At 69.0% G+C, this 24,286-nt stretch carries 22 protein-coding genes and 3 pseudogenes; 17 read left to right on the forward strand and 8 right to left on the reverse strand.

Going from position 1 to position 24,286, the window contains the following annotated elements; translation table 11 throughout:
• On the forward strand, positions 1–267 hold a 267-nt coding region (locus ABZS69_RS21375), incomplete at its 5' end, for a hypothetical protein (protein ID WP_355375696.1).
• Positions 268–444: 177 nt separating this feature from the next.
• On the opposite strand, the pseudogene ABZS69_RS21380 reads toward ABZS69_RS21375, so the two are convergent.
• A pseudogene (locus tag ABZS69_RS21380) lies at positions 445–507 on the reverse strand (hypothetical protein); the annotation flags it as partial.
• Positions 508–801: 294 nt separating this feature from the next.
• Between ABZS69_RS21380 and ABZS69_RS21385 the strand changes: the two are divergent.
• The 3 genes from ABZS69_RS21385 to ABZS69_RS21395 all read left to right on the forward strand — a co-directional run bounded on the left by ABZS69_RS21385 (position 802) and on the right by ABZS69_RS21395 (position 3,297).
• Positions 802–1,440 (forward strand): response regulator transcription factor, encoded by a 639-nt coding sequence (locus ABZS69_RS21385; protein ID WP_355374951.1) that lies wholly within the window; start codon positions 802–804, stop codon positions 1,438–1,440.
• Positions 1,437–2,612 (forward strand): ATP-binding protein, encoded by a 1,176-nt coding sequence (locus tag ABZS69_RS21390; protein ID WP_355374954.1) that lies wholly within the window; start codon positions 1,437–1,439, stop codon positions 2,610–2,612. Before ABZS69_RS21385 ends, ABZS69_RS21390 begins: the two co-directional genes overlap by 4 nt.
• A gap of 100 nt (positions 2,613–2,712) precedes the next feature.
• Positions 2,713–3,297: a DUF2690 domain-containing protein gene (locus tag ABZS69_RS21395; RefSeq protein ID WP_355374957.1), complete on the forward strand. Its 585-nt coding sequence runs from the start codon at positions 2,713–2,715 to the stop codon at positions 3,295–3,297.
• A gap of 215 nt (positions 3,298–3,512) precedes the next feature.
• On the opposite strand, the gene ABZS69_RS21400 is transcribed toward ABZS69_RS21395, so the two are convergent.
• Positions 3,513–3,692 (reverse strand): hypothetical protein, encoded by a 180-nt coding sequence (locus tag ABZS69_RS21400; protein WP_355374960.1) that lies wholly within the window; start codon positions 3,690–3,692, stop codon positions 3,513–3,515.
• Positions 3,693–3,836: 144 nt separating this feature from the next.
• On the opposite strand from ABZS69_RS21400, the gene ABZS69_RS21405 reads away from it, so the two are divergent.
• Entirely contained in the window at positions 3,837–4,268 is a 432-nt protein-coding gene (locus ABZS69_RS21405; RefSeq protein ID WP_355374963.1) for a tyrosine-type recombinase/integrase, read from the forward strand.
• 251 nt (positions 4,269–4,519) lie between these two features.
• Here ABZS69_RS21405 and ABZS69_RS21410 read toward each other — a convergent pair whose 3' ends face one another.
• Positions 4,520–6,625, reverse strand: a complete 2,106-nt coding sequence (locus ABZS69_RS21410) for a prolyl oligopeptidase family serine peptidase (protein WP_355374965.1) — start codon at positions 6,623–6,625, stop codon at positions 4,520–4,522.
• A 563-nt stretch (positions 6,626–7,188) separates the two neighbouring features.
• On the opposite strand from ABZS69_RS21410, the gene ABZS69_RS21415 reads away from it, so the two are divergent.
• Both ABZS69_RS21415 and ABZS69_RS21420 read left to right on the forward strand, forming a co-directional pair.
• On the forward strand, positions 7,189–7,866 hold the full coding sequence (locus ABZS69_RS21415) for a hypothetical protein (RefSeq protein ID WP_355374968.1): 678 nt from the start codon (positions 7,189–7,191) through the stop codon (positions 7,864–7,866).
• 281 nt (positions 7,867–8,147) lie between these two features.
• The gene (locus tag ABZS69_RS21420; RefSeq protein ID WP_355374971.1) at positions 8,148–9,596 is read left to right on the forward strand and encodes a PLP-dependent aminotransferase family protein; all 1,449 of its coding nucleotides are present in this window, start codon (positions 8,148–8,150) and stop codon (positions 9,594–9,596) included.
• 9 nt (positions 9,597–9,605) lie between these two features.
• On the opposite strand, the gene ABZS69_RS21425 is transcribed toward ABZS69_RS21420, so the two are convergent.
• The gene (locus ABZS69_RS21425; protein ID WP_355374974.1) at positions 9,606–10,961 is read right to left on the reverse strand and encodes an FAD-binding protein; all 1,356 of its coding nucleotides are present in this window, start codon (positions 10,959–10,961) and stop codon (positions 9,606–9,608) included.
• A 362-nt stretch (positions 10,962–11,323) separates the two neighbouring features.
• Between ABZS69_RS21425 and ABZS69_RS21430 the strand changes: the two genes are divergently transcribed.
• From ABZS69_RS21430 to ABZS69_RS21470, 9 genes and pseudogenes are all read left to right on the forward strand, one after another.
• The gene (locus ABZS69_RS21430) at positions 11,324–11,566 is read left to right on the forward strand and encodes a hypothetical protein (RefSeq protein ID WP_355374976.1); all 243 of its coding nucleotides are present in this window, start codon (positions 11,324–11,326) and stop codon (positions 11,564–11,566) included.
• Between the two features lie 345 nt (positions 11,567–11,911).
• Entirely contained in the window at positions 11,912–12,253 is a 342-nt protein-coding gene (locus ABZS69_RS21435) for a hypothetical protein (protein WP_355374979.1), read from the forward strand.
• A gap of 68 nt (positions 12,254–12,321) precedes the next feature.
• A complete protein-coding gene (locus ABZS69_RS21440; protein WP_355374982.1) occupies positions 12,322–12,468 on the forward strand; it encodes a hypothetical protein in 147 nt (48 codons plus the stop codon).
• A gap of 76 nt (positions 12,469–12,544) precedes the next feature.
• Positions 12,545–12,685: pseudogene (locus ABZS69_RS21445) on the forward strand (IS256 family transposase); the annotation flags it as partial.
• A gap of 1,079 nt (positions 12,686–13,764) precedes the next feature.
• Positions 13,765–14,685, forward strand: a complete 921-nt coding sequence (locus tag ABZS69_RS21450; RefSeq protein WP_355374984.1) for a hypothetical protein — start codon at positions 13,765–13,767, stop codon at positions 14,683–14,685.
• Between the two features lie 360 nt (positions 14,686–15,045).
• Entirely contained in the window at positions 15,046–15,264 is a 219-nt protein-coding gene (locus ABZS69_RS21455; protein WP_355374986.1) for a hypothetical protein, read from the forward strand.
• Entirely contained in the window at positions 15,261–15,803 is a 543-nt protein-coding gene (locus tag ABZS69_RS21460) for a helix-turn-helix domain-containing protein (protein WP_355374988.1), read from the forward strand. The genes ABZS69_RS21455 and ABZS69_RS21460 overlap by 4 nt, the downstream gene beginning before the upstream one ends.
• Positions 15,804–16,456: 653 nt before the next feature.
• Positions 16,457–16,897: a hypothetical protein gene (locus ABZS69_RS21465; RefSeq protein WP_355374991.1), complete on the forward strand. Its 441-nt coding sequence runs from the start codon at positions 16,457–16,459 to the stop codon at positions 16,895–16,897.
• A gap of 208 nt (positions 16,898–17,105) precedes the next feature.
• A complete protein-coding gene (locus ABZS69_RS21470; protein ID WP_355374994.1) occupies positions 17,106–17,420 on the forward strand; it encodes a hypothetical protein in 315 nt (104 codons plus the stop codon).
• A 129-nt stretch (positions 17,421–17,549) separates the two neighbouring features.
• Here the strand turns inward: ABZS69_RS21470 and ABZS69_RS21475 are convergent, their stop codons facing one another.
• Complete coding sequence (locus ABZS69_RS21475) at positions 17,550–18,119, reverse strand: helix-turn-helix domain-containing protein (RefSeq protein ID WP_355374997.1); 570 nt, start codon at positions 18,117–18,119, stop codon at positions 17,550–17,552.
• A 195-nt stretch (positions 18,120–18,314) separates the two neighbouring features.
• Here ABZS69_RS21475 and ABZS69_RS21480 point away from each other — a divergent pair, with 195 nt between their 5' ends.
• Positions 18,315–20,558: a M20/M25/M40 family metallo-hydrolase gene (locus tag ABZS69_RS21480; RefSeq protein WP_355375000.1), complete on the forward strand. Its 2,244-nt coding sequence runs from the start codon at positions 18,315–18,317 to the stop codon at positions 20,556–20,558.
• 1,670 nt (positions 20,559–22,228) lie between these two features.
• Here the strand turns inward: ABZS69_RS21480 and ABZS69_RS21485 are convergent.
• The 3 genes and pseudogenes from ABZS69_RS21485 to ABZS69_RS21495 form a co-directional block, all read right to left on the reverse strand.
• A complete protein-coding gene (locus tag ABZS69_RS21485; protein WP_355375003.1) occupies positions 22,229–23,536 on the reverse strand; it encodes a cation:proton antiporter in 1,308 nt (435 codons plus the stop codon).
• A gap of 84 nt (positions 23,537–23,620) precedes the next feature.
• A complete protein-coding gene (locus ABZS69_RS21490; protein ID WP_355375006.1) occupies positions 23,621–23,941 on the reverse strand; it encodes a DUF3040 domain-containing protein in 321 nt (106 codons plus the stop codon).
• Between the two features lie 188 nt (positions 23,942–24,129).
• Positions 24,130–24,276 (reverse strand): annotated as a pseudogene (locus ABZS69_RS21495) (DNA-binding response regulator); the annotation flags it as partial.
• Positions 24,277–24,286 lie beyond the last annotated feature (10 nt).

Genomic DNA, 24,286 nt, shown 5'->3' on the forward strand with positions numbered 1-24,286 from the left:
GCCGTCCCCGCGGGCACCAGAGCGGGTACGTCCGTGAAGGTATGGATCGACGCTCGCGGCGAGTTGACCAGGCCCGCGACGAGCCACGCGGAAACGCTGACGAGCGCCGCGGCCACGGCCTTCCTGGTCGTCGCGGGATCGGCGGTCACGCTGATGTCGGCGTTCCGGATCTTCAGCTGGTCGCTTGACAGAGGCCGGTACGCGGCGTGGGACGCCTCCTGGGCGGAGGCGTGCGCACGGTGGCGCCGCCGCAAGCCTGACGGTTAGCCAGTCGAAGATCAGGTTTTGTCCGCCACGGCGGCGGGGCCGTGCCCACGAGACCCCACCACCAGCAGACCGGCCTCCGCGGACGCCCTCAGCAGCACGTCGACAGGATGCCCGCAGACCAGCTTGACTCCTGGAAAGCGGTCTCGGAAGTCCGCGACCGCCGCCGCCCACTGGGTTCCAGGAGTGGACCGCGTACAGTTCGGCGCCGCGTAGGGAGGCCCCATCGAAGGCGAATTCCATGGCGGCCTCGGCGCCGGATGAGCCGTCCACGCCGACGACAACCTCATTGCGCGGACGAACGTGGGAGTCCTCTCCCGAAAGCCCGGATCGGCGGGTGCCTTACCAACCCGCGCCGAGCATGGCTGAGCGGATCATCCCCGGCCTTCCGGCGGTCCACGGATCTCATGCATTGCTCCCAGCGCCCATGGATCTACCATTGGTCTGTGGTGCCTTTGCGGGACTTGCCGCATGGCCCTGCGGGTGCTCACCGTTGTTGATATGCCACCGCGCACTCCCCCCGCTACGGAGCAGGACGTGATTCGGATCGCCGTGATCGACGACCACGAGCTGATCCGGCACGGGCTGGAGTATCTCCTGCACCGCCACGACGACATGAAAGTCGTCCTCAGCGGCGTCTCGATCGGCGACCTGCGGGAGGGCGAGGCCGACCACGACGTGCTGATCCTCGACCTCTACCTGGCTGCGGGGGAGCCGTGTGTGGCGGCGGTGCGAGAGCTGTCGGCGGTCACCCGGGTGCTGGTCGTGTCGGCGTCAGGCCGGCCCGTCGACGTGCTGGCCGCCATCCGCTCCGGCGCCAACGGATATGTCACCAAGGACGCCCCGACGGATCAGGTGGTCGCCGCTGTGCGTACGGTGGCCACTGGCGGCTTCTACCTTTCGGCTGGGCTGGCCGACATCGTGCAGAGCGAGCTGGACTCCCCGGCCCCGCCCGCGTCCGGGCCTGAACGGCCGCAGTTGTCGGCGCGGGAGCAGGAGACGCTCTCGCTCATCGCACAGGGGTTCACGCACGCACAGGTCGCGCGACGGATGGGCGTCAGCAAGACGACCGTGGACACCTACGTGGAGCGCGTCAGAGCCAAACTGCAGGTGGGCAACAAGGCCGAGCTCACCCGTGCGGCGCTCAACCGGCTCGAACGCCGCGAGCGCCCATGACCTCCGCCGCCCCGGACCGGTCGGCGGTGGCTGACATCGAGCGGCTGCGCGCCGTCACGATGGTCGTCGTGCGCGTCGGCGCGGTGGTGTTGTGCGGCGCCATCGAGTTGCTCGGCGACGGCCGGTGGCTGCTCATCTGGCCACTGCCGGCCCTGCTGGGGGTACTGGCCTTGACGGGCACGGCCGTCTGTGTGCTCTGTGCCACGCGTGGCGAACTCCCGGGAGTCGCGCTGCGCGGCCTCGACCTGGCGCTCGTCGTGGTGGCACTACCGTTGATCGGCTGGTACGCGGGTGACCGGGTCACCAACGGCTGGCCCGGCATCGTGCTGCCGTACGCGCTGCTCACTGCCATCATGATCGGCGTTTCCTTCCGCACCGTGGCCGCAGCGGCGGCTTGGACGGTGGCGCTGGGCGGAGCGCTGACGCTGGGCTACCTGCTGGCCGGTCACGTGTGGTGGGCGGCGCTGCCGCACGTCGCGGGCCTTGCCGCCAACGCGTTCATGGCCTCGTACGTGACCCGCGTCCTCATGCGCAACGCCCGCGCCCTCGAGGTCGCCCGCGCCGCCGAGCTGGAGCGTTCCGCGCAGCTCTCGCGGGAGCGGGAGCGTGGCAGGACCGCCCGGCTCCTGCACGACCGCGTACTGCAGACGCTGGAGGCCCTGGTTCGGGACAGCTGGATCCCCGACCAGGAGGTGCGGGCGCGGGTGGCCGCCGAGTCGCAGTGGCTGCGGGCCTACCTGCGCGGCGACGACCGCGAAACGGGCGGTGACGCGCTGGCCGCCCTGGAGGAGGCGGTGCGGTCGGCGGTGGCTGAGGGACTGCAGGTGGAGTTCAACGCGGGCAGGCTGCGCTCGGCGCCCGAACGCGGCCGCATCCCGGCAGACATCGTGGAGGCGCTGGCAGGCGTGCTGCGCGAGGCGCTGACGAACGTGCGCAAGCACGCCGGAGTACCTCACGCCGTGGTACGGGCCGAATACCGTTCAGGAACGGTGACGCTGAGCGTGCTGGACCATGGGATCGGCTTCGACCCCGGCGCGCGCACAGCGGGGCTGGGCATCGCCCGCTCGATCGTGGAACGGGCGCGCGCGGCCGGCGGCCGCGCCGAAGTCGAGTCCGTGCAGGGGGAGGGCACGCACGTGACGGTACGCATCCCGCTGCCGCCGGAGGTTTGACCCTCTCTCATCACACGACACGTCGCACGACAGACGAACCAGCCCTGACCTCCCACAATCAAGGGTGACGAGCCGATCGACGGCACCCCGGGAGGTATCGATGAGCCCATCGAGATGCACGCACGCCCTGCGCGCCCTGGTCTTGGCCGTACCGTTGGCCCTCCTGCCCGTCACGGGGGCGAGCGGGGCCACGGACGATCCCGGGTCGGGGCATGCGGGACGAGATCTGGGGGACGTCCGCGCGGCAGCCCGCCCCTGCTTCGGCGGGGACTGCGACGGCAGGGATCCGGCCGCCACCACCTGCACCAGGAACGCCTACACGGTAGTGGCCGGAGGCGAACCGGTCCGCGTCCGCGCCTTCGGCGGATACGTCGAACTGCGTTATGGACCCGGCCAGCTGATCAACGGTCGGCCGAGCTGCCAGGTCAACTGGGCGCGCTTTGTCATGCAGGGTCAGGGCAACAGCTACAACGTCTGGGTGGAGCGGACCCTGGAGAAGGCGGTGGCCAAGGTTTCGGACAAGGTTCTCACCCAGTACTCCGGCGGCGACAAGGGAACCGGGATCATTTACTCCGACCAAGTTTACGCCCCGGACGGTATACCGGCGCGGGCTTGCGTGGCACCCGCCTCGGTCAGGGCGGCGCGCGCAGGCGCAACGGGCAAGGTGTGCACCAGGGCGGTTTGAGGAATCGCCGCGGGCGCACTCATCCCGCATCGGGCAGGCGGCTGACTCGGTCTGCCACACGTTCGACACACCCTTCTGCGACTCGAACGGGTTGGAAGCACTGTTGGAGGCTCAGGACAAGGCCACTGGCACGGGTGCGATCATGGAACTGGCGCACGTGAGCGGCAGAGTCCGCCGCGTCCTGGAGTTCGCTGGACCGAGCGGCGCTTTCACCATCACGTAGCAAGCCGCCCGGCGCCTCGCCGAACGCTCGTCCGGTCGACGAACCGGCCGGCCTCGGCGCGGATGCGGCTGCAGGTGTCTGGGGTGAGCAGGTCGGGCAGGATGAGGTAGCCGTCACGGTGGAGCGCGGACATGGCTCCGGCGGTGGCCGGCGTCCGTCCCCTGCCGGTCATGGCGGGTCGCCTCGGGTCGCGCCGAGCGCGGCGACTCCCAGATCTCTTGGCGAACAGGTGAAGCATGAACTCGCTGCGGTCGTAGCTGACAGGGGCAGCCACCTCGAGGGCCGGCCTGGCGGGCGGCCTGCCAAACGAGGCCGCGTGCGGCGCAAAGGCGGCGCCACCGACTGGATCTTGTGGCAGGCCGGCACCGCTCGGTTGCTGCCCCGCCTGCTCTGCGGCCACACCCGCGGGCCGGTCTTCCTCACCGACCGGCGCCCAGGCCCGGCCCGCACTCCGGCGGCCGTCGACTTGTGCCCGCTCACCGGACGCGCCCGCCTGTCCTATGAGCGTGCTGAGTACCTGTTCAAGCAGGCCACCAAGAACATCGATCCAACCGGTGCCGGCTACACCCTCCACCAGCTGCGCCACTCCCGGCTGACCCACCTGGGCGAGGACGGCTGGTCATCCTCCATGCTCATGGCCCTGTCCGGCCACCGGAACCTACGCTCCCTCGGCATCTACGTCCAGCCCAGCACCGATGCCGTCGCCGCCGCGCTCGCCGAACACGACCCAGGCCGCCGACGCCACTGACCGGCCACAACTCGCTGAGGAGAGCGCTCGATGCCCCGACCGACACCGCACAGGCCCGTCTGCTCCTGCTGCGCGGTGCACCGGACCCGTCGATGCCAGCCGCGACCGGGTCGGGGGCGGGCACGAGGTACTCAGCGACGGCACGGCGACACCATGCGGTCACTTCGGGGGCGTCACCCGCAGGCCGGGATCGAGCGGCCCGCCGGACGACAGCGACGCGACATGACGAAGGGCCCGCTGCTCAGTCGTACTCATCGTGACGCCTCGAAAGCGTGCAACAGGAAGGCCAGCACATCAGCGAGCAGGGCATATTCCTGCTCTCGGGTCGAGCCGGCGCCGTGACCGCCGTGCTCCTCAACACGCAGCAGCACCGGCCGGCCGGAGGCGCTGGCCGCCTGCAGGCGGGCGGCCAGCTTCGCCGGCTGCCACGGCGGCACCCGCGCGTCGCGCCGTCCGGTGGTCAGCAGCACCGCCGGGTACGGCACGCGGTCCTCGACCCGCAGGTAGGCATCGGCGATCAGCAGACCGCGCAGGCCGTCCTCAGTGGTGACGCTGCCGAACTCCGGCACGTTGATCGGCCCGTTCTCGCTGAACTCGGTCCGTGTGGCGTTGACCGTCGGCACCTGCATCGCCATGGCAGCCCACAGCTCCGGCCGACGCACCAGCGCGCCGCCAGTGGGGATGCCGCCGGCGCTGACACCCTCACCCGCCAGCCGTCCCTGCCGGGCGTAGCCCAGGGCGATGAGGTGCTCGGCGCAGTCGATGAAGTCCGTGATGGTGGCCTCCTTGCGCAGGCCACGCCCGGCCTCGTGCCACTCCCGGCCATAGGCGCCGCCACCGCGCAGGTGCGCCACGGCGTAGACGCCGCCGCGCTCGTACCAGGCGAGCATCTCCGGACGGAACTCAGGCAGCTCGGACATGCCATGGGAGCCATAGCCGGTGAGCAGGACCGGGTTGTCGCCGTCCAGCACCAGGTCCTTGTGGTGGATGACGGTGAGCGGGATCTGTGTTCCGTCCCTCGCGGGCACATGCAGGGTGCGGGCGTGCACGTCGCCGAAGTCGACCGGTGAGCGGGGCGCCAGCCCGGTGTCCTCGAGGGTTTCGCGGTCGTAGCGGTAGAGCCGCGGCGCGTCTGTCCAACCGGCAGCCAGCAGCAGGGCCTCGGGCCGTTCCGGGTGGGTGGTCAACTCCCAGATGGCGCCCTCCACCGGCAGCGGGAGGTCGGCGGGCTCACCGCCGGACAGGGGCGCATGCCGTACCCGATGGACGCCACCGTCGAGATCGCGCACCAGCAGCCGGTCGCCGACGACCCGCACCGCCTCCACCACGCGCTCACCCGCGGGCACGACCACCCGGGCTCGAGACAGATCCGGTACGGCAAACGGAACGGCCAGCACGTGGGAGCGGGGCGCGTCCCGATGGGAGACCAGATAGAGGGTGTCGTGGCTGGTGGCGAAGGCGGTCACACCGTCCGCCACGCCCGCTACCTTCCGCCACGGGCAGGTGGCCGGATCGGCGAGCCCGGCTCGTGGCGCCACGTACAGCGAGCAATCGCTCAACTGCTCGCTGGTCCAGGGGCCGAGTGCGCCGCGGGAGACGATCGCCAGCATCCACTCACCGCCCGGCGGCACCACAAGGAAGGGCCGATCCTGCGGGGTCAGCTCGACGTGGGGGTTGAGCCCGCGCGCCAGCACCACCTCATCCCGCGCCGGGTCGGTGCCCAGCCGGTGCAGGAAGGAACGGCTGTCCAGGCGGCGCTCCTCCGGCGGAGCGCCCGCCGGAGGAGTCACGAAGCGGTGGAAGACGAACGACCGGCCGTCCTCCAGCCAGCTCAGGAAGGCAAAGCGCGTCGTGGGCGGGATCGTCTCCAGGATGGCACCGGAGCCGACGTCAATGACCTGGATCGTGCTCTCCTCCGACCCGGACGGGAAGACGGCGCAGGCGATGTGGCGGCCGTCGGGGGAGGGCACGTACCAGGCGATGGCGTGGTGTGCCTCGCCGGGCACGGTGTCCGGGTCGAACAGGACCCTGCTCGCTCCCTCGGGCTCACGCACCATCAGCACGAGTACGCCGGCGCCCGGTTCGCGCGCCAGGTAGAAGATCCTGTCGCCCGCCGGCGTGAAGTCCGAGTACTGCGGGAGCGCGCCGCCCAGCTCGCGGATCCGGGTCAGCAGTTCCTCCCGGCGGGGCAGGGTGTCCAGCTGCTCGCGGGCATGGCTGGCCTGGCCGTCGAGCCAGCGGTGGAACTCCTCGCCGTCCGCCTCCATCCACCGGTAGGCATCGTCCAGCGTGATGCCGTGGTGAACGTCGCGCACCACGTCCACTCGGGCGATCGGGGGGCCGCTGATGTCGGTCATCCGCGTGATCATAAGCGACGCTCGCGAAGCCGGGTGAGCTGGTGACGGTGACCGAGATCGCCACCGTGCCGTCGCGCTCGGCTATGCGAGTCGATGACGCGGCAGTGGGTCATGCAGCTGGCCACATCCGACCCGGCCTGGCCTGTGCGGCAGGTCGAGTGGCAGCAGGTGGGCCGTTACTGGCTGATCCCCTTGTGACGACTGTCTGAAGAGCTATTTCACGGCGCGCGATTGCCCTGCTACCTGGGTCAACTCCGCTCGGGTGTACTCGCCGCCGGCGCAGAAGGATTTGAGTAACTTCTCCTCCAGCGGCACGTCGAACATGCCCCGCAACTGGAGACCTCTCGCCGACCGTTGGACGGGGACAGACAAGGCGACATCAGCCCGCATTGCACACCGCTTCATCAAGGGACTTTCGCGGGAATCAACGCTGGACAACAACGCCGCCTGGCTGGTCATCAACCTGGCGCCTACACAAGGTGTCAACCGGCTCATCGACCCGCCAAGGAGGCAACACCGTGAAACTCCGATCTCGAACGACCACTCGGCGCAGACGTCTTCCCATGGTCGTCGCAGCGCTCGCCGTCGTCTCGGCCAGTGGCTACCTCGCTGTGAACCCGGCCCTCGCCGACTCCTGCGACCCGAAGGCGGACAGCTCCTGCATGTCAGAGTTCTTCGACTGGTACGACGACGAAGTCCTCCCGGAGCCCGAGAACGCGGACGCTCCGATCACGGACCTTCCGGGAGACACGGACCTCGCCGAGGAACCGCCGCCCGCCGACAGCGGCGAGTTCGAGGCGGCCATGACCCACCTCGCGCACGACACCAAGCAGGCGATCCGGCTGGCCAAGGGGCTCCTCGAGAACATCAGCGCCTGCGACCAGCAGGTGACGGGAAAGGGTTCCAAGTTCACCGCGGACCAGATCCTCTACACCCTCGTCGTGAACAAGAGAATCGAGGAACACTTCTCGGAGAACCCCGTCCACCGGAGCGGCAATCTCATGAACGCCTCGGTCGACAAGGTCGGCATCGGGTCCAACGGCCTCATGAAGCTCTACTCACCCTGGGCCGCGGCTGTCTTCAAGGACTCGTGGGGCCGTCTGGGCGACACTGAGTGGCGGGCGCTGACGCTGCTGCACGAGGTGGGTCACCTGACGGGCTCCCTCTCGGCCAACGAGTCGGACGCGCCGCCGTGGGAAGCGGACACCGTTCGCGAATGCAACGACATGAAGCTCCCGTGAGCCGGTGACGAACGAGGGAATCCGCCTGTGCGGTCACGCTGGGTGGATTCCCTCGACGAGCAGATCTTCGTCGCAGGCGGTTGCTCGGCTGGTTCGACAGCCGCAGTGGTGGAGGACTCAGCTCCGTCGAGGAGTCGGGTCCTTCACCACATTCCTCCTACCAGCCGCCCATGTGGCGTACACCGCCGCCCCCCACCCGCAGGTGCCCCGCCCGTGTCGCTCACGTCACTCAGCTTGGCAGGAATTGGTACACGCCAGTAAGGTCCGATCCTGTGGGGCAATTGAGGACCAATTCCGGGCTGGCCGAGGACTTGCTCATCGAACTGGACCGCGACGCCGGAGTGCCACTGCACCGGCAAATCGAGGCGTCCATCCGCGCGAGCATCCGGGCCGGTCGGTTGCGAGCGGGTGCGTCGCTCCCACCCACCCGCACTCTCGCGGCCGGGCTCGGGGTTTCCCGCGGGGTGGTCGTGGAGGCCTACCAGCAACTCGTGGCCGAGGGCTACCTTGCCAGCCGATCGGGCGGTTACACCCAGGTCGCCGCGTCAATGCCACCGGCCGCCGCCGCCGGCGGCGCGGGCTCCGAGGCTTCGACGGCGCAGCCGGCCGCCCGCAGCGTCGGCTTCAGTGTCGGCTTCAGGGTCGACTTCGGGTACGGGCGCACCGACGTGTCGCAGTTCCCGCGGACCGCCTGGCTGCGTTCGGTTCGTACCGTGCTCACCACCACCCCCAACGACCGGTTCGCCTACCTCGACGGGCGCGGCGTGCCGGAACTGCGCCAGGCCCTGTGCGACTATCTCAACCGGGTACGCGGCACGCTGGCCGTCCCCGGCAACGTGGTCATCTGCAACGGCTACGGGCAGGGCATCTCGCTGCTGATCCAGGTGCTCGCGCGGCGCGGCGCCAGGCGGATCGCCCTGGAGGACCCGTCGTCCGACGACGATGCCCGGGTGCTGGCCGGGGCCGCGGGACTGGACGTGGTCGGCATCCCGGTGGGTCCGGACGGCGTTCAGGTCGACGCCCTCGACCTGGCCGATGCCGACGCGCTGGTTCTCACGCCGTCGCACCAGTGGCCGACCGGCGGGGTGCTGTCGGCGGCGGCGAGGGCCGAGGTGATCCGCTGGGCGCGGCGCCGCGGCGCGATCGTGGTCGAAGACGACTACGACGCGGAGTACCGCTACGACCGGTCTCCGGTGGGCGCCATGCAGGGCCTGGCGCCCGATCACGTCGTCTACTGCGGCACGGCAAGCAAGACGCTCGCGCCGGGGTTGCGGCTCGGCTGGATGGTAGTGCCTCCCCACTTGGTCGCCGACGTCGCCGCGGCAAAGCTGCTCGCCGACCGCGGTTCGTCGGTCATCGACCAGCTGACGTTCGCCGACTTTCTCGGCCGCGGCGAGTTCGACCGTCACCTGCGCCGGATGCGTCCGGTGTACCGGCGCCGCCGCGACGCGCTGCTGCACGCACTGCGTACCCATCTGCCGGATCTGCGACTGGCCGGAATCGCCGCCGGGCAGCACGTGGTCGCCTGGCTCCCGCCCGACCTCGACGAGGCGGCGGTGGTGGCGGCAGCCGCCCGGCACGGGCTCGGCATCCAGGGCGTCGGGCCGTTCCGGATCGCCGGCGCCGGGCCCGGTGGCCTGATCTTCGGCTACGCCATCCTCAGCGAGAGCGCCATCGCCGAGGGGGTCGCGCTGCTGGCGACGGCCATCCGGGAGGTACGGGGATCCTGACGCGGCCAGTCACAGTGCCGGACGGATGTTCTGGTTCAGGTGGAACACGTTCGCCGGGTCGTACGCGGTCTTCACCGCGGTCAGGCGGGCCAGCTTCGCGGACGAGTACGCCCGCCGCACGCCGCGCTGCCCATCGGCCAGTTCGTCGGCCGTCAACGAGTTGACGTAGATCCCGCTGGCGTACGGCTCGAGCGAGGCGCCGGCGGCGCGGGCGGCACCCATCCTGGCGTCGTCCTCGACCGGGTCGCTCCAGCGGGAGCCGGCGCCGAACTCGAACATCGTGCCGCGGTGGCTGAACGCCGCGTCCGCTTCCGGGACATCGGCGATCGCGCCGCCGTGCGCCTGCAGGCCGACGCCCGGCAGGTCCGGGCTCGCGCTCAGGTCGGAGCCACCGCGCAGCAAAAACGCCTCGATCGCCGCGGTGGGAAAGCTCCGCAGGTAGTGCCCCTTGGAGTAGCGGCGGTATGCGTGGCCGCCGGTGGAGTCCTCGCGTCGCTGAAGTTCGAGGTACGACGGTGTGGTGACGCGGGAGGCGACGGGACGCCCGAGCGCCCGCATCGCGGGGAGCAGCCGGCGGCCCTCGTCCGGGTCGCCGACCCACACGAACCCCAGCGTAACGATCGGGCCAGAGGGAGCGCTGCCGACACTGGCGGTGAACGTCGCCTGCCGGGGCGCGACGGCGTTCAGGTCGCGCCAGCCCTCGATGACCGGCACGGCGTCCTCGGCGCGGAAGTCGAACTCGGCGACCAGCGTCCGCGTGCCGGTGTGATGCAACTGGAACTCGAACTGGGTGACGACGCCGAAGTTGCCACCACCGCCGCGCAGGCCCCAGAACAGGTCGGGGTTCTCGGTACGGCTCGCGGTCACCACGTCGCCCTCGGCGGTGACCATCGTGTAGGAGACGACGTTGTCGCAGGCCAGGCCGTACTGGCGGGCCAGCCAGCCCATGCCGCCGCCGAGCGTGAGCCCGCCGACGCCGGTGTGTGAGACGTTGCCGGCGGTGGTGGCCAGGCCGTAGGCCTGGGACGCCTGGTCCAGCGCGCCGAGCAGCGCGCCGCCCTGCACCTGGGTTCGGCGACGGGCCGGGTCGACCCGCACGCCGCCCATGGGCGTCAGGTCGATCATGAGACCACCGTCAGGCACGGCGAAGCCGGCGGCGTTGTGGCCACCGCAGCGCACGCCGATCTCGAGGTCCAGTTCGCGCGCCATCCGCACGGCGGCGACCACGTCAGCGACGCCCGCCGCGCGGACGATCACGCGTGGACGCCGGTCGATCATGGCGTTCCAGACGGTACGGGCGGTGTCGTAGCCGGCGTCGCCAGGCGTGAGTACCTGGCCGTCGAAGCGGGTCGCTGTCGTTGTCATGCCACTCAGCCTGACAGGAATCGGTACCCTCGATAAGGTCCGATTCTTTAAGTCGATTGAGGACCAATTCGGGGGCGGCCGAGGATCTGCTCATCGATTTCGCACTCGGCATCTGCCGGGTCTCCGTGCCCAGCGCGCCCGTGGCCAGGGCGGTATCCAGGCCTGATTCTCAGAAACCCTCGATTGCCAACGCCTTCGCACGCCGCTCCGCCGTCATCGCCGGCAGGGCCATCAGGCACCTCTCCTGTAGCGATATCGGCTGGTCAGCGACTTCCGCCAGAGACCACGACAAGGCCGCCTCAACCCGCACAGCGTCAACACACCAAACTCGTCGCTTCTTGGCTTTCAGCTGGGTGTCGCCGGTGGTGAACCACATCGCGCCGAGCGCCCAGATCGCCGGCAACGGTGTCACGTGGGGGCGGCCATCCCGGCGCACCGTGCACCATCACGTCGCCGTCCCCGGCCGGAGCGCGGGCCTGTGCGGCGCACGCGCGGACGTCGGTGACGTAGCGGAGGCTGCCCGGCGGCGGGTCGTCCGGGACGTCGTGGGTCAGGACGAAGACGGGAGCGCCGTCGTGATGGTCGCCCTGTCGGCGTGTTCGTAGGTGCGGCGACCGGCGATGGCGGCACGGGTGGCCAGCGCCTCGGTGTACGCCTGTCGGCTGGGTCCCGGGGCGTCGCGCCGGTCGAGCCCGTTGAAAGCCGGAACCCGCCGATTCCCATCGGGGTGTCCAGGCTGTCCTGCGGCCCGGTGGCGTAACCGTGATCGATAAGGGCGGCAGGCCACGGGCATCGTCACGTCGATCCAGGCTTGCCGTCCAGCGTCTCGTCGGCGAAGATCGCCTGACTCTTCCACCGTTTCATCACTTTGGGCGACGGATATATAGCTCTGGGTAACAGTGGGGGGATGGTGTTCGGCACGCATCCCCAAAGTGAGAGGTGGAGCAGCGATGACCGAACAGTTGACCCAGATTCCCATTCTCGCCGCCGAGGACGAGGGAGCCGCCCAGGGCACCTACCGCCTGTACTGGTACGGAAAGGGCTTGAAGAAGACGCGCAACGAGGCCCACGCCTTCGCCGCATCCAGGGGAGAGGGACACCAGCTGGCCGACATCCCCTCCGACACATGGCGCACCAGTGCCGCCAAATACCTCGACGGCCCGGCGTGGATCTACTCCTGGAGGGGTGACAGCTACGCCGAGGGCAACGTCGTCCTCCACCCCAACGGGACGATCGGCACCATGGAGGACGGAAACCAGCAGCTTCCCTTCCTCATCAGCTACAGCGAGTGATTGCCGTCGTCAGTGGCACAGGTACGCGGCCTTCACAGCGCTTGTCGTGGATGCCGATCGGGTGAGCGGTGAAGCCGAACCCATCCGACGAGGACGCGATCCCGCCGTTGGCGTCGTACGCGCCAGAGAGCGAGTTCTACGACCGGGCGGTGCTGCCGCTGGCGTGGCGGCGGGTCGGTCCCGATGAGTGGGAGGGCAGGCGATCTGGCCTGTGACGACCCGGTCGGAAGCGGGTGAGATCCACACCAAGCACATCGGGTAGGTGCCGAACAGTGCTCCTTCGCGGCCAGCGATCTGTCGGCGGTGGAATGCGTCTACCTGTGGGCCGGCGGGATCCAGGTCAACCTCCGGCTGGAGGAGCACAAGCTGTTCCTGCTGGTGATGATCGGGGTCCGCGCCGACGGCCGCAAGGAACGCATCGCGCTCGCCGACGACGACCCGACCGGCCGCCCTCCTCTGCGCCCGTATCCGCCCACTGATATACCCGCGACATACCGGCGGGGCCTACCGTGTCGCATCATGCGCGCGATGATCGCCATGCTCCTGTGGCTCAACCCGCTGCCCGCACCGGCGGCGCAACCGAGGTTCCCCGTACCGATCGACCTGTGCGCGCTGGTGGACGCAAGCCTGGTCAAGCAGCTCGTCCCAGGTGCCAAGGCGGACCACGACCGATACGCGTGCGCCTGGACGGGCCAGGGCGTGGGCCTGACGGCCGAGCCGATCATGGAAAACTACGAGCAGGAGCCGTGGGGCTTGACCAACGCGCAGGTCCACGAGCTCTACCGGAAGCGCCTGGCCAACGACCTCCGTCCCTCCCAGACGACCATCTGGGGGTGGCGCGCCATCGGCGTACCCTCAGAGAAGCGGCGGCGTGTCACCACGACGGCGGCGCAGACGGTGGAAGGCGTGGGCGACGAGGCCCACATCGTCGATCACCGCAGGCTGCGCACGAAAGCGCTGGAGCGCGTCTACGTCACCTTCCGCGCCGGCAACCTCCTGTTCGAGGTCGACTACACCGCGATCGACGCCCGGGCGAGCGCCAAGCGCCTGCGCGAAGGCGCACTGGCGGTGAGCAGCAGCATGGCCGCCACTCTCGACGAGATGAGCCCGCCGGAGCCCGGACCCACGCCGGAGCCCGGCATCTACGCGGAGACGCCGATCGCGTGCGCCATGTTCACCTCGGCGCAGCTCAAGAAGTTGGGCGTGGACGTCGGCGGCAAGGTGGGGCGCAGTGCCGAGAGCTGCACCTGGTCCCGGCAGATTTTCCAGGACCGCTTGTTCCTGGATTTCCACGCGCCTCAGCGGGGTCCGGCGGGCGACGCCGTCGCTCAGGCGAAGGAGATGTTCGCCGGATGGAAGTTCCCGAAGTCGACTCCCGTGGACATCGGGGACGAGGCGCTCGTCACCGGCTCCATGGTGGTCTTCAGGAAATCCAACCTGATCGCCAGCCTCACGGCGCAAACCCCGGCCCAAGCGCAGCAGGCCGCCCGGTGGCTCGTGGAGGCTCTGTCATGACCAGGATCCTCGCGGTGCTTCTGGCGCTGCTGGCCACGGCGTGCTCGGCGGATCTCGCGCCGGCAAGACCCTCCCCGACGGCCAGTACGCCGCAGGCGGGACCCGGCCGGTACACCCGTCTCCCTGATCCGTGCTCCCTGCTCACCATCGAGCAGGCGCAGCACCTGGTCCCGCTCGGCCTGCCGAACTACTCCGAAACGGGGTGCCTGTGGTCGCTCCCGGGCCATGTCAGCCTGCCGGCGTCCTCGGTCTACACGCTCCTGGTCGACGTTCACGTGGCCGCGGACGTCACGGCGGCACGCACGTATTTCAAGCAGCCGGTCACGTCCCCGGCCATGGATCCGTGGGAGCAGGTCCAGGCTCGGGCCGAACGGCTCTCCATCCCGGCTCCAGGGGTGGGTGACGAGTCGGCCGTCTATCAGATGACCACGACGACGTACATGATCTACCGGCTCAGCAACGCGATGATCGCTCTCCAGTACTCCAGGGACGAGGAGGCCGACCCGCGGCAGCGCGACAACCTGCAGAAGGCCGCCCTGTGGACGGCGGAGGTCATGGGCAGGCCCGCGCCCGCCGCCAACGCGGCGGCGGACGGGCGTTTCGCCGCGGCTCCGTACGCGTGCTCACTGCTCGCGGACGGCTCCCCCGGCCCGGCGACCGCCTGCCATCGCAAAGACGCGTCCCTGACGGTACGGCACGCGCCGCCGTGGAACGGCAAGAGCGGGCTCGAGGTGGCCAAGGAGATGTTCGCCTACTACAGGAAGCGACCGGCCAAGACCGTGAAGGGCCTGGGGGACGAGGCCTTTCGGCTGGAGGGCACGCTGTGGGTCCGGGTGAGCAACCTCGTGCTGGAGGTACGAAGCCCCGACACCACCGCGGTAGTCCGCCAGATCCTGGACCGCCTGCCCGATGGATAAGAGAAGACTCCCCGCGGGACGCGCCGGGAGTCAGGGGGCATCAAGAACGGCGCGATCAGCTGCAGAAGTACTTGGACCCGCGGCTCACCCCAGCTCCGCGAACGATGTACCGAGCCGCGCCTTGGGGATACGAGGCCAGACCCGAGCCCGCAGATCATCGCGCAGGTCAAGGTCGCTTCTACGCCGGACCGCCGCATATCCGGGCCGTCGTGGTCTACTTGACGAATGCGGAGCGATCACGGGGGCGGCGTGAGCTGGTGGGTGACGCGCTCGTACGGGGAGGGTGGGTTTCTTCGACGCGCTGCGCACTCTGGCCGGGTACGGCGACGGGCCGCGCCGGATCTGCGGCGGCATCGGCTGTTGCTCGTCGCCGGCTTCACGCTCATTGATCTGGCCAGGTTCGCGTCCCTGCTCGACCAGCGGGTGCCGGACCGGCCCGGCGGACGGCTGGTGCCGAGCCGCTGCGCGACGACGCTACGCGTCACCCGATTGCTCTTCGCCGGCCATCTCATCGGGGGCGTCACCACGATCCGCGACCGCCTTCTCGCGCTCGTCGGCGACTCGGAAGCGCTCGCATGACCACGGACCGGCGGGTCCGGCGGACGCGATCGCTGCTGCGCCAGGCGGCCATCGAGGTTATCCGTGAGAAGGGCTTCCGCGCGGCCCAGGTACGCGACATCACCGAACGCGCAGACGTCAACCGAGCCACCTTCTACGCGCACTACGCCGACAAGTATGCGCTCGCCGACGAACTGGTGCGCGATGAGATCCGGCGCCGGTTCGCCACCCGGCTCCCGGCTGCGCCGGCGCCGGTCGCCAACCTCGTCCACGCCCTGGCGGTGCTGCTGTGGGAGGATTCCAGCCCGGTGAACGGCTGCCGGCGGGACATCAACGTTCTGCGCCCGCTGATCCAGCGCGCGGTCCGCACCGAGGTATGTTGCACGCTCGTCGAACGGTGCGCATACGAGTCGGCCGTAACGGCCCACATCGCCGGCTCGACGATCGTCGGCGCGGTTTGTTGGTGGCGGGAGAACGGATTGCCGGACACCCCACCCGACCAGGTGGCCGACGAGGTGACCCGAGCGGTGTTGCACGGGCTGAGGCCGGCGTCACGGTGACCCGGGTACGTCTGCGGCCATGAGCGGTTCGCCGTTTCGGCACCAAACCCGCCGGCGGGCCGCGTACGGGATGCAGCCACCTCGCGGTTCGGTGCGCACCATGCCCGCGATCGGCTCCATCAGCGGGCTCACCATCGAAGCTCCTCTCCAGCCGGTGGGCGGCCTGCCCGTGGCCCGTCAAGAAACAGCGCCGCAGCCTGGCTCTGCAACTGGAAGGGAAAGTCATTGACGACCCGCTGCTTCCACGGTCGGCTGGCGATGGCGTGCGTCATCCGGCGCGCGCCCTGCGGACGTCGCAGGGCCGCTGCGTCTTACCGGGTAGGAGGCCCGTGTACGCCCGCCTTGGCGGGCGGAGTGATCCGTGATCGACCAGACCAGCCAGGTGGGGCGTGGGCGAACCGCAGCCACCGGGCCTCGGAGCGGAAGCCGAGCCGGCCTGGGCCACTGCCGGGCAGACCAGCTCGGAGTCGCCGAGCAAGGGCGGCCTGCCGATGCACCGGGCTCCTACGATCTTGTCGTCGATCTTCACATACAGTGCGGTCAAGAGCGTGTTCAGGTCGGCCGTCACAAACCGGATCTTGGACACCCTCTGTCCTTGCGCGCAGCCAGACTTCGGAACTAACCCGTCTTGGTAGTTGGCGGTGGGGTGGGATATGGGAATGGTCGAGGGGCTCTGGAAGGGCGGGGAGATGCCGCTCCGTGACGGGCTGTACCGGCCGGACGACACTGGCTTGGAGTTGCATGTTGAGGGTCCGGGGGAGTACCACCCGGATGCCGGGCAGCCGATTCCCTTCCGTATCGGAGGACCGATCGATGTGGTCCAGGCCATTGAGGAGCACGGCATCGAGGAGGTGGACACATATTTCGAGAGCCCGCTACCGGACGGAGCAGGATGGATGTCCGGTGGGGGCGGCGGGATGGGGAACATCGGCTACCTCGCCCGTGTGAACGCCGACCGCTCGTTGCAGTGGGTCGCCGTGATGTTCTATTCCAACCCGTTCGTCGGAGTGCACTACCAGGGCATGAGCGCCGTCTTCACCAACGACTGGGGGAATCGGTTGGTGCTCGACCTTATGAGCCCTGCTCTTGGCTGACCCGCCCGTGCCGAGTGCCCGACGGCACCGGGGCCCCGCTGGTACCACTGGGCCTGGGCACGGATCGACGAATGCGAGGCCCACGGATATCGGTGGCTGCTGATCAGGCGCAATCTGACCACCGGCGAGCCGGCCTTCTACCGCTGCTACGCGCCCACCCGGCAGCCGTTGACGGCCCTGGTGAAGATCGCCGGAATTCGATGGGCGGTTGAGGAGTCCTTCCCAAGCGGCCAAGGGCCAGGTCGGCCTGGACCACTACCAAGTACGCGGCTGGACGGCCTGGCACCGGCACATCACCCTGGCCATGCTCGCGCCGGCCCTGCTGGCGGCCATCGCCGCCGCCCAGCCACCCAGCCACCAGGACCGCACACCGCTGACACTGCCCGAGATCCGCCGGCTGCTCGCCGCACTCATGCTGACCCAGCACCGCTCCATCACGGACGTTCTGCGCTGGTCACACTGGCGCCGACGCCGCCAGGCCACCGCCCGGCGCTGCCACTACCAGCGCAGATTCGAACCATGATCGCGAAATGTCACTGGAGTAGTAGGTCCACCCGCCGGGGCGGGCGAGCATGAGCCGGCGCACGGCGCGTCCCTTGACGATGCCCTCGGCGTCCATCGCGGCTGCCGCCGGGCCCTCTGTTCACTGGCGTCAGGACGGCGGGTCTTCGGTGGCGGGCATCGTGAAGAATCTGAGGAACACCGGCCGCGCGCTGGGCGACGCGTCCTCGGGCGTGCGGCTGAATCTGGACAGCAGTTCCATGTACGCCTCGAAGAACTCGTCGAGCTCCTCCTGGGTCAGGTGTGTGAGCCCGCGGGACGCCTTCGCCCACTCGCCGTACCGCCGATGGTCGCGAAAGAAGCGCCGGGCGAGTTCCAGCTCCTGGTCGACCTTGAACTCGGTGATCTCGTCGAGGAGCTTCTGCGACTCCTCGTCCATCTCACCCGCCGAGGGCCACCTCAGGTCGGCGCTGATCTGCCGCCACCAGCGCTCCCTTCCGGTCGACCGCTCGGGGATCTCCTCGATGAACCCGTTGTGCTCAAGCTGGCGCAGGTGATAGCTGAGCGTCCCGGTGTTCTCGCCGAGTGCCCGGCCGAGCGTGGTGGATGTGGCTGGGCCGTGGATGCCGAGATGCTGCAGGATCCGCTGTCGCAGCGGATGGCCGAGTGCCTTGTGCGCACCTGGATCACTGAGCTGCCGGATCGCCCGTTTGTTCGCCACGCTGCGAGCCTACAACCCCCCACGGTATTGCAGAATTTTCGCTGCAGCATTTTTTCTGTAATACTCCGTCGCGGCGATCCCTGATGCCGCCACACGGAACATTTGGGACACGGAACGCGGGAGTGAACGAGGATGACATCAGACGAGCACACATCGGGACGACGCCCACTCGCTGCCGGACTCATGGCACTGTGCGTGCTCCTGTTGATCGCCGTCGGCGCGATCAGGGACACCACTCCCACTGCCGTGAGCCCGGCCGACGCCCCCGTCCGGGAGTTCAGCGCGCAGCGGGCCTTCACCCAGGTCGAGCGGATCGCCGTCGCACCCCACCCCGTCGGCACGGCCGAGCACACCCGGGTCCGGGACTACCTCGTCGGCGAGTTGCGAGGGCTGGGCCTGCGGCCCGAGGTGCACGAGGCGGTGGGCATCTCGCCGATCGACGGCCCGGGCGACCCTGTCACCGCCGGGCGCGTCTTCAACATCGTCACCGTGATACCCGGGACCGCTTCCACCGGCCGGGTCTTCGTCACCGCTCACTACGACTCGGTCCCCGAGGGGCCGGGCGCCAACGACGACGGGGCCGGTACGGCCAGCGCGATCGAGACGGCCAGGGCGCTGGTCGCGGCCGGCACCCGGTTGCGCAACGACGTCGTGTTCCTCATCACCGACGCTGAGGAGGCCGGGCTCCTGGGATCGGAGGCGTTCGTCAAGGACCACCCGCTCGCACAGGGGCGGAGCGTGGTGATCAACAACGAGGCGCGCGGCTCCAAGGGGCCGGTGCTGATGTTCCGGAGCACGGAGCCGAACTCCGGCCTGATCTCCATGTTCGGATCGGCGGCGCCCATGCCTGTGGCCGACTCCGTGTACGCCGAGCTCATGAAACTGCTCAACAACGACACCGACTTCACCGCCTTCCAACCCGGCGGGATGGCCGTGCTCGACTCCGCCTACGCCAACGCGGGCACCCTGTACCACAGCGTTCTCGACGACCCCGCACATGTTGATCTCGCGGCACTGCAGCAGATGGGCGACAACACGCTGGCGCTCGTGCGCGCGTTCGGCGGCACCGACCTGGCGCGGCTGACCACAGGGAACGACCTGGTCTACTTCAACGTCCCACCCGGCCTGCTGGTCCGCTATCCGGCTTGGGCGGCCACCCTGCTGGGCGCGGTCGCCCTGCTGGCGGCACTGGCACTGATCTTTCTGACCCGCCGCCGCGGCGTGGTCACGTTGCGGCGCACGCTCCTCGGCACCGCGCTCGCCGCGATCCCGATCGGGCTCGGGGTGGGTGCCGGTGTCTTCTTCTGGGACCTGCTCAAGGTGATCCGGCCCGAACTCGGCGGAACCGCCACCACGACACCGTACCGGCCGGAGCTGTTGTGGCTCGCCGTACTGATGCTCGCGGGCACGATCCTGGCCGCGTGGTACGCGCTGCTGCGCCGTCGCGTCGGCACCACCGAACTGGCGCTCGGGATGCTGACCTGGGCGGCCCTGATCGGTCTCGGACTCGGCATCGTGTCGCCCGGAGCGTCACACCTCGCCGCCTGGCCCGCCCTCGGGGCGGCGCTGGGCGGGCTGGCCGCGCTGCGCCGCCCGCCGCGGTGGCGGGTCCTCACCCTCGCCGTCGGTCTCGTCCCGGCCGCCCTGATCCTGCTGCCCAGCGCGTGGAACACCCTGCCGACGGGCCTGCAGTACGTGGGCTACGCACCCATGCCGCTGGTGATCCTGTTCGGTGGCCTCCTGCTGCCGATGGTCGAGACGATGTGGCCGCGCAGGCGTTCCCCGCTGATCCCGCTGACCGCACTGGTCGTCTCGATCACCCTGGTGGCGGCGGGCCTGCTGGTCGAGCCGATCGACAAGGAGAACCCGCGGCGAACCAGCCTGGCGTACGGCCTCGACGCGGACACCGGCAAGGCCGTCTGGCTGACCTCGAAGAAGCCCGACCAGTGGGCCCGCCGCTATGGCGGCGCCGACGCGACCGGCCGGCCGCAGGCGGAGCTGTGGGGTGGCGGGTCCAAGCTCCTCAGCCCGGCGAAGGCCGCCGCGCTGCCGGCGCCTTCGCTCCGGGTGCTCGCGGACACGACCCGGCAGGGCCTGCGAACCCTGCGCGTCCGGATCCGCTCCGAGCGCGGAGCGAACATGGTCGGCCTGCGGGTGGACGGGGACACCGTGACGGTGCGCTCGCTGACCGTCGAGGGCCGCTCCATCAAGGCAGATCCGGCGGGATTCGTCTTCCACGCCCCGGGGCCGGAGGGCGTCGAGGCGTCGCTGACCGTAACGGGCGGCAAGATCCGGCTGAGGGTCACCGATGTGAGCCCGAATCCCCGTGAGATGTCCGCACTTCCTGGCTTCATCACGCCACCGGACTGGCTGTTCCTCGGCGACGCCAAGATCTCCGTCACCAAGGCCTGGACTGCAGGTCAGGACTATCGATACTAGATCTCAGGCCTTTATGCTAAGGAATTGAGGCATTCAGCTCCAACTACTCTGCCCCTGTTCGATGCGTGGGAGTTCGTTATGTGGAAGTCCAGGCGTAGACGGAAAGAAGAGGAAGCGGCAGTCGCAGAGGCTGCACGACTCGCAGAGGAACGGCGTCGTGAGGAAGAGCGAGCCAAAGGAAACAGGGCAGCATGGCTTGCTCTGGTTGTAGCGGTTGTCGGCGGCGTGGCTGTGGCAGCGGTAACGGGTGTCGGAGCGAAGGCGTGGGAATGGGTGTTCGGTGGTGATCCCATCGAAGTGGCGGGGAGCCGCGCAGCCGGAGAATCCTATCCATACTGGACCTCGGACAATCCGGGATTTTCAGTGGGATCAGACCCGGATCGGCACAGTCCGAAATGCTCGATAGTGTCGGTCGTGCCAAAGGCGCGAGCGGAAATCCAGCCGCCGGATTTTGATGCCGGCGACCAATTTGCAAAGATTTCCGAATGGGTTACGCGTTATGGTGCGGCAGACCCTGACCGCACAATGTACGCGTTCACGGTCACCGCAAAAGACAAGTCGGTTACGCTCCAGGATGCTCGCGTCGTATTCGTTCGGCATGACGACAGGCCCAAGTCGGCAACGCTCGTTCAGTTGCATGTGGGGAAGAGCTGTGGCGCCGGAGGCGAGCTCCAGGAGTACAAACTGAATTTAGATGACCCGCTCGGTCGACTGGCGCCTTCAAGTAAGGGGACGACCGGGTTTCCGTACGCTCTTGAAAAGGAGAAGTCGGTTAACTTTCGAGTTCTGGCCAGCACTGATAACTGTGACTGTGTTTGGTATATCGAGCTAAAATGGGTGGCCGGTGGGACCAAGGGTACGACCTGCATCATGGACGGCAGCTCCTCATGTCCTGAGAATCTCGACGAGGTTGAACGAGCGTTTCATACAGCGCCTTCCAGCGGTTATCGGTCAGTAGCGTGGACTCTGTCCGGTCCTGACAGAATGAGCCGACCGTGGGCACGCGCCACCTTCGATTGGACTCCGGTAGACCATGGAGGATAAAAGTCTTTCGGTGTCACATCATCGTTCAGCAGGTCAGGGTCATGGTGAATGAAACGGGCAGGTACCACTGTCTGCGACAAGCAAGCTGAACCCTTGCCTCGATCTTTCGTGCGCCCAGCAGGACGGAGGGTCGAAGCCCAGCGCCAAAGGCCCTTTCACGGGGGAGCAACGATGCGGGCCGTAGCATGAAGCGAAGCCCGCGGCGTCGTTAGAGGTCCCGGCCAGTGGTCGAGGGACAGGGAGAGCCGAGCCCCCGAACCCAGGGCGAAGGCCATGGACGCGGTGAAGGGCCTGGAAGCGCAGCCGTCAAGGGCCTGGTGATCGCCGACGCGACGATGTCGAGGCCTTCTATGCCGCTGCCACGGGCGGCCTGGCGGGGCGCCGAGGCAGGCCGGTACGGAGTGTGGGCGGGAAGCTCCTGCGCGTGGACGACGTCATTGTCCGTGACGCTCACCACCGTGGCCGCACCGTTGGGACCGGGGCCGATCGCCACACCGCTGACCGGCGCGTTGATCAGATCGCTCGCGTCTTTCATGCCCCGGGCGAGGTCGCCCGCTGGGAGACCCTGGGTACGTGGCCATCGACGTGATGCGCAGGCCACGCCTGGTGAGACTGCCGAGCTCACCTCATGGCAGGTGCGGTCGTTGTGGCTGGACGGGAGGGGCGGACGAGGTGTTGCCGTCGGCAGATGGGGTGCTGGCTGGTGAGAGCGCGGTGGTGTTGGAGCCACAGGGTGCCGGGTCGGCAGGCGAGGCGGCGGCGGTGCGGACCGGAGCGCGGCAGCGAAGTCGGCGGGTGGTCACGAACTGGAGAGCTCGGGCGAGCAGATGCGCGCGCGCCGCGATGATGGGGCTGAGGACAGCCAGGACCAGGACGTAGCTGGCGATGAAGGGGGCGAGGCGGCCGTCGAGTCCAGCACCGGCGGCCATGGCGGCCAGGATCAGCGCGAACTCGCCGCGCCCCAGGAGAGTGGTGGCGATGTTCGCCGCAGGTTGCGGGCCGTACCGGTACAGCCGGGCGACGAACAATCCGGCGGCGACGTTCATGGCGATGGTCAGTGCTGCAGCGGCGGCGACCACGACGGCGACGGCGGCGATGTCTGCCGGGTCGATGGCCAGTCCGAAGGCAAAGAAGAAGATCGCGGCGAAGGCGTCACGCAGCGGATGCACCAGTTTGCGGATCCGAGGCCCGGAGCGGGTTCCGGCGAGGATCAGGCCGACCATGAAAGCACCGATCGCGTCGACGACCCCGAGAACCTCGGAGACTCCTGCGGTGAGAATCGCAGCGCCGAGGAAGCTGATGACCAGCAGCTCGTTGTCGCGTACGGCGATCAGACGCCCGATCAGGCGGGTGCCGTAGCGGGCTGCGGCGGCCAGCACCATCAGGAAGCCGAAGGCCTTGGCCGCCTGGAGGATCGTCTCCACAATGCCCTGGGCGCCGCCGATGACAGGCTGGAGCACGGCAAGGTACAGGGCCAGGAAGATGTCCTCCACGACGGTGACGCCGAGGACAAGCCGGGTCTCAGGGTGAGCGAGGCGGCCAAGGTCGATGAGGATCTTGGTAACGATCGCGGAGGAAGAGATGCCCAGGACGCCGGCGAGTACCAGGGCCTCCCGCGCCCCCCATCCCAGAGCGAATCCGAAGGCCAGGCCAGCGCCGACGTTCAACAGCAGGTAGATGCCACCGGCGGTCAGCAGGCGTCTGCCGCCCCTTTTCAGGTCGTCGAGGTGGAACTCCAACCCCAGGTAGAACAGCAGAAGCACCAGGCCCAGCGCGGAGAGCATGTCGAAGTCGTGCACGTCCTCGACCAGAACCAATCCTGGGGTGTGCGGGCCGAGCAGGATGCCGGCGAGCATGAACAGCGGGATGGTCGGCAAGCCGATCCGGCTGCCCAGCCGGGCGAGGACGGCGGCTGCCAGGAACGCGCCGCCCATGGCGAGCAGAGTGTCAGCATGTCCCACAGGTCACCACCTTCCGCAGCGTGGAAGGCCCAGGACGTCTGTGCGTTGAGGGTCTTGTCAGGTGCGGATGATCGCTTTGATGGTTGCTTCCGCGCCGGGATGCGCCGCTGCCTGTAAGGGGAGGCCGGGGTGGTGTGGGTCCTGCGGGGATATGAGCAGGTGCGCCGCTATCGCCGCCGTGACCAGACCTGCCGTCAGAAGCAGGCCCTGCGGCAGTGTCATGCCCGAGATCAGCATCGCCGTGGAGAGGGCCAGCAGAACCCAGGCCGGGCCGCGCCGTCGCCGGTGCCCTGTTTCCACGCCGCGAGCGAAACGCGGGTCGCTTCGCGGCAGCAGCCCGTCACGAGCATGCGGCGGGTTGGTACCGGGCTGCGTCATGGCTCCTCCTTCCGAGACCAGCAGGTAAGGAGTTCCCTGCCACCATCACATGTGAGCCGGCGGTATCACCATCGGGTTCAGCACCCATTTCCGCAGGTGCACGGGCCCCACGCACTAACCAGGGCATGCGCGACCGCGCGGAGTTCGAGGCGTGGACGAAGCTCCAGGCAGCTGTCCCCGGACCGGGTGGCCTGCTCGACCGCCTCGGCGCCGTCGCCGGCCTCGGCCACCACCGTCAGATCGGGCTCGGCCTCAAGGATCAAGCGCGGCCCCTGGCGTACCAGCGCGTGATCGTCGGCGAGCAGGGTCCGGGTCGGCCGGTCGGCGGCGCAGATCACGCTGCCC

The organism is Nonomuraea sp. NPDC005650, from assembly GCF_040605375.1.
Taxonomy (GTDB): Bacteria; Actinomycetota; Actinomycetes; order Streptosporangiales; family Streptosporangiaceae; genus Nonomuraea.

Coding starts and splice junctions, on each gene's coding strand:
- ABZS69_RS21390 (WP_355374954.1), top strand. CDS start 1,437: ATGACCTCCGCCGCCCCGGACCGGTCGGCGGTGGCTGACATCGAGCGG.
- ABZS69_RS21395 (WP_355374957.1), top strand. CDS start 2,713: ATGAGCCCATCGAGATGCACGCACGCCCTGCGCGCCCTGGTCTTGGCC.
- ABZS69_RS21400 (WP_355374960.1), bottom strand. CDS start 3,692: ATGACCGGCAGGGGACGGACGCCGGCCACCGCCGGAGCCATGTCCGCG.
- ABZS69_RS21410 (WP_355374965.1), bottom strand. CDS start 6,625: ATGACCGACATCAGCGGCCCCCCGATCGCCCGAGTGGACGTGGTGCGC.
- ABZS69_RS21415 (WP_355374968.1), top strand. CDS start 7,189: ATGGTCGTCGCAGCGCTCGCCGTCGTCTCGGCCAGTGGCTACCTCGCT.
- ABZS69_RS21425 (WP_355374974.1), bottom strand. CDS start 10,961: ATGACAACGACAGCGACCCGCTTCGACGGCCAGGTACTCACGCCTGGC.
- ABZS69_RS21435 (WP_355374979.1), top strand. CDS start 11,912: ATGACCGAACAGTTGACCCAGATTCCCATTCTCGCCGCCGAGGACGAG.
- ABZS69_RS21450 (WP_355374984.1), top strand. CDS start 13,765: ATGACCAGGATCCTCGCGGTGCTTCTGGCGCTGCTGGCCACGGCGTGC.
- ABZS69_RS21460 (WP_355374988.1), top strand. CDS start 15,261: ATGACCACGGACCGGCGGGTCCGGCGGACGCGATCGCTGCTGCGCCAG.
- ABZS69_RS21465 (WP_355374991.1), top strand. CDS start 16,457: ATGGGAATGGTCGAGGGGCTCTGGAAGGGCGGGGAGATGCCGCTCCGT.
- ABZS69_RS21485 (WP_355375003.1), bottom strand. CDS start 23,536: ATGGGCGGCGCGTTCCTGGCAGCCGCCGTCCTCGCCCGGCTGGGCAGC.
- ABZS69_RS21490 (WP_355375006.1), bottom strand. CDS start 23,941: ATGACGCAGCCCGGTACCAACCCGCCGCATGCTCGTGACGGGCTGCTG.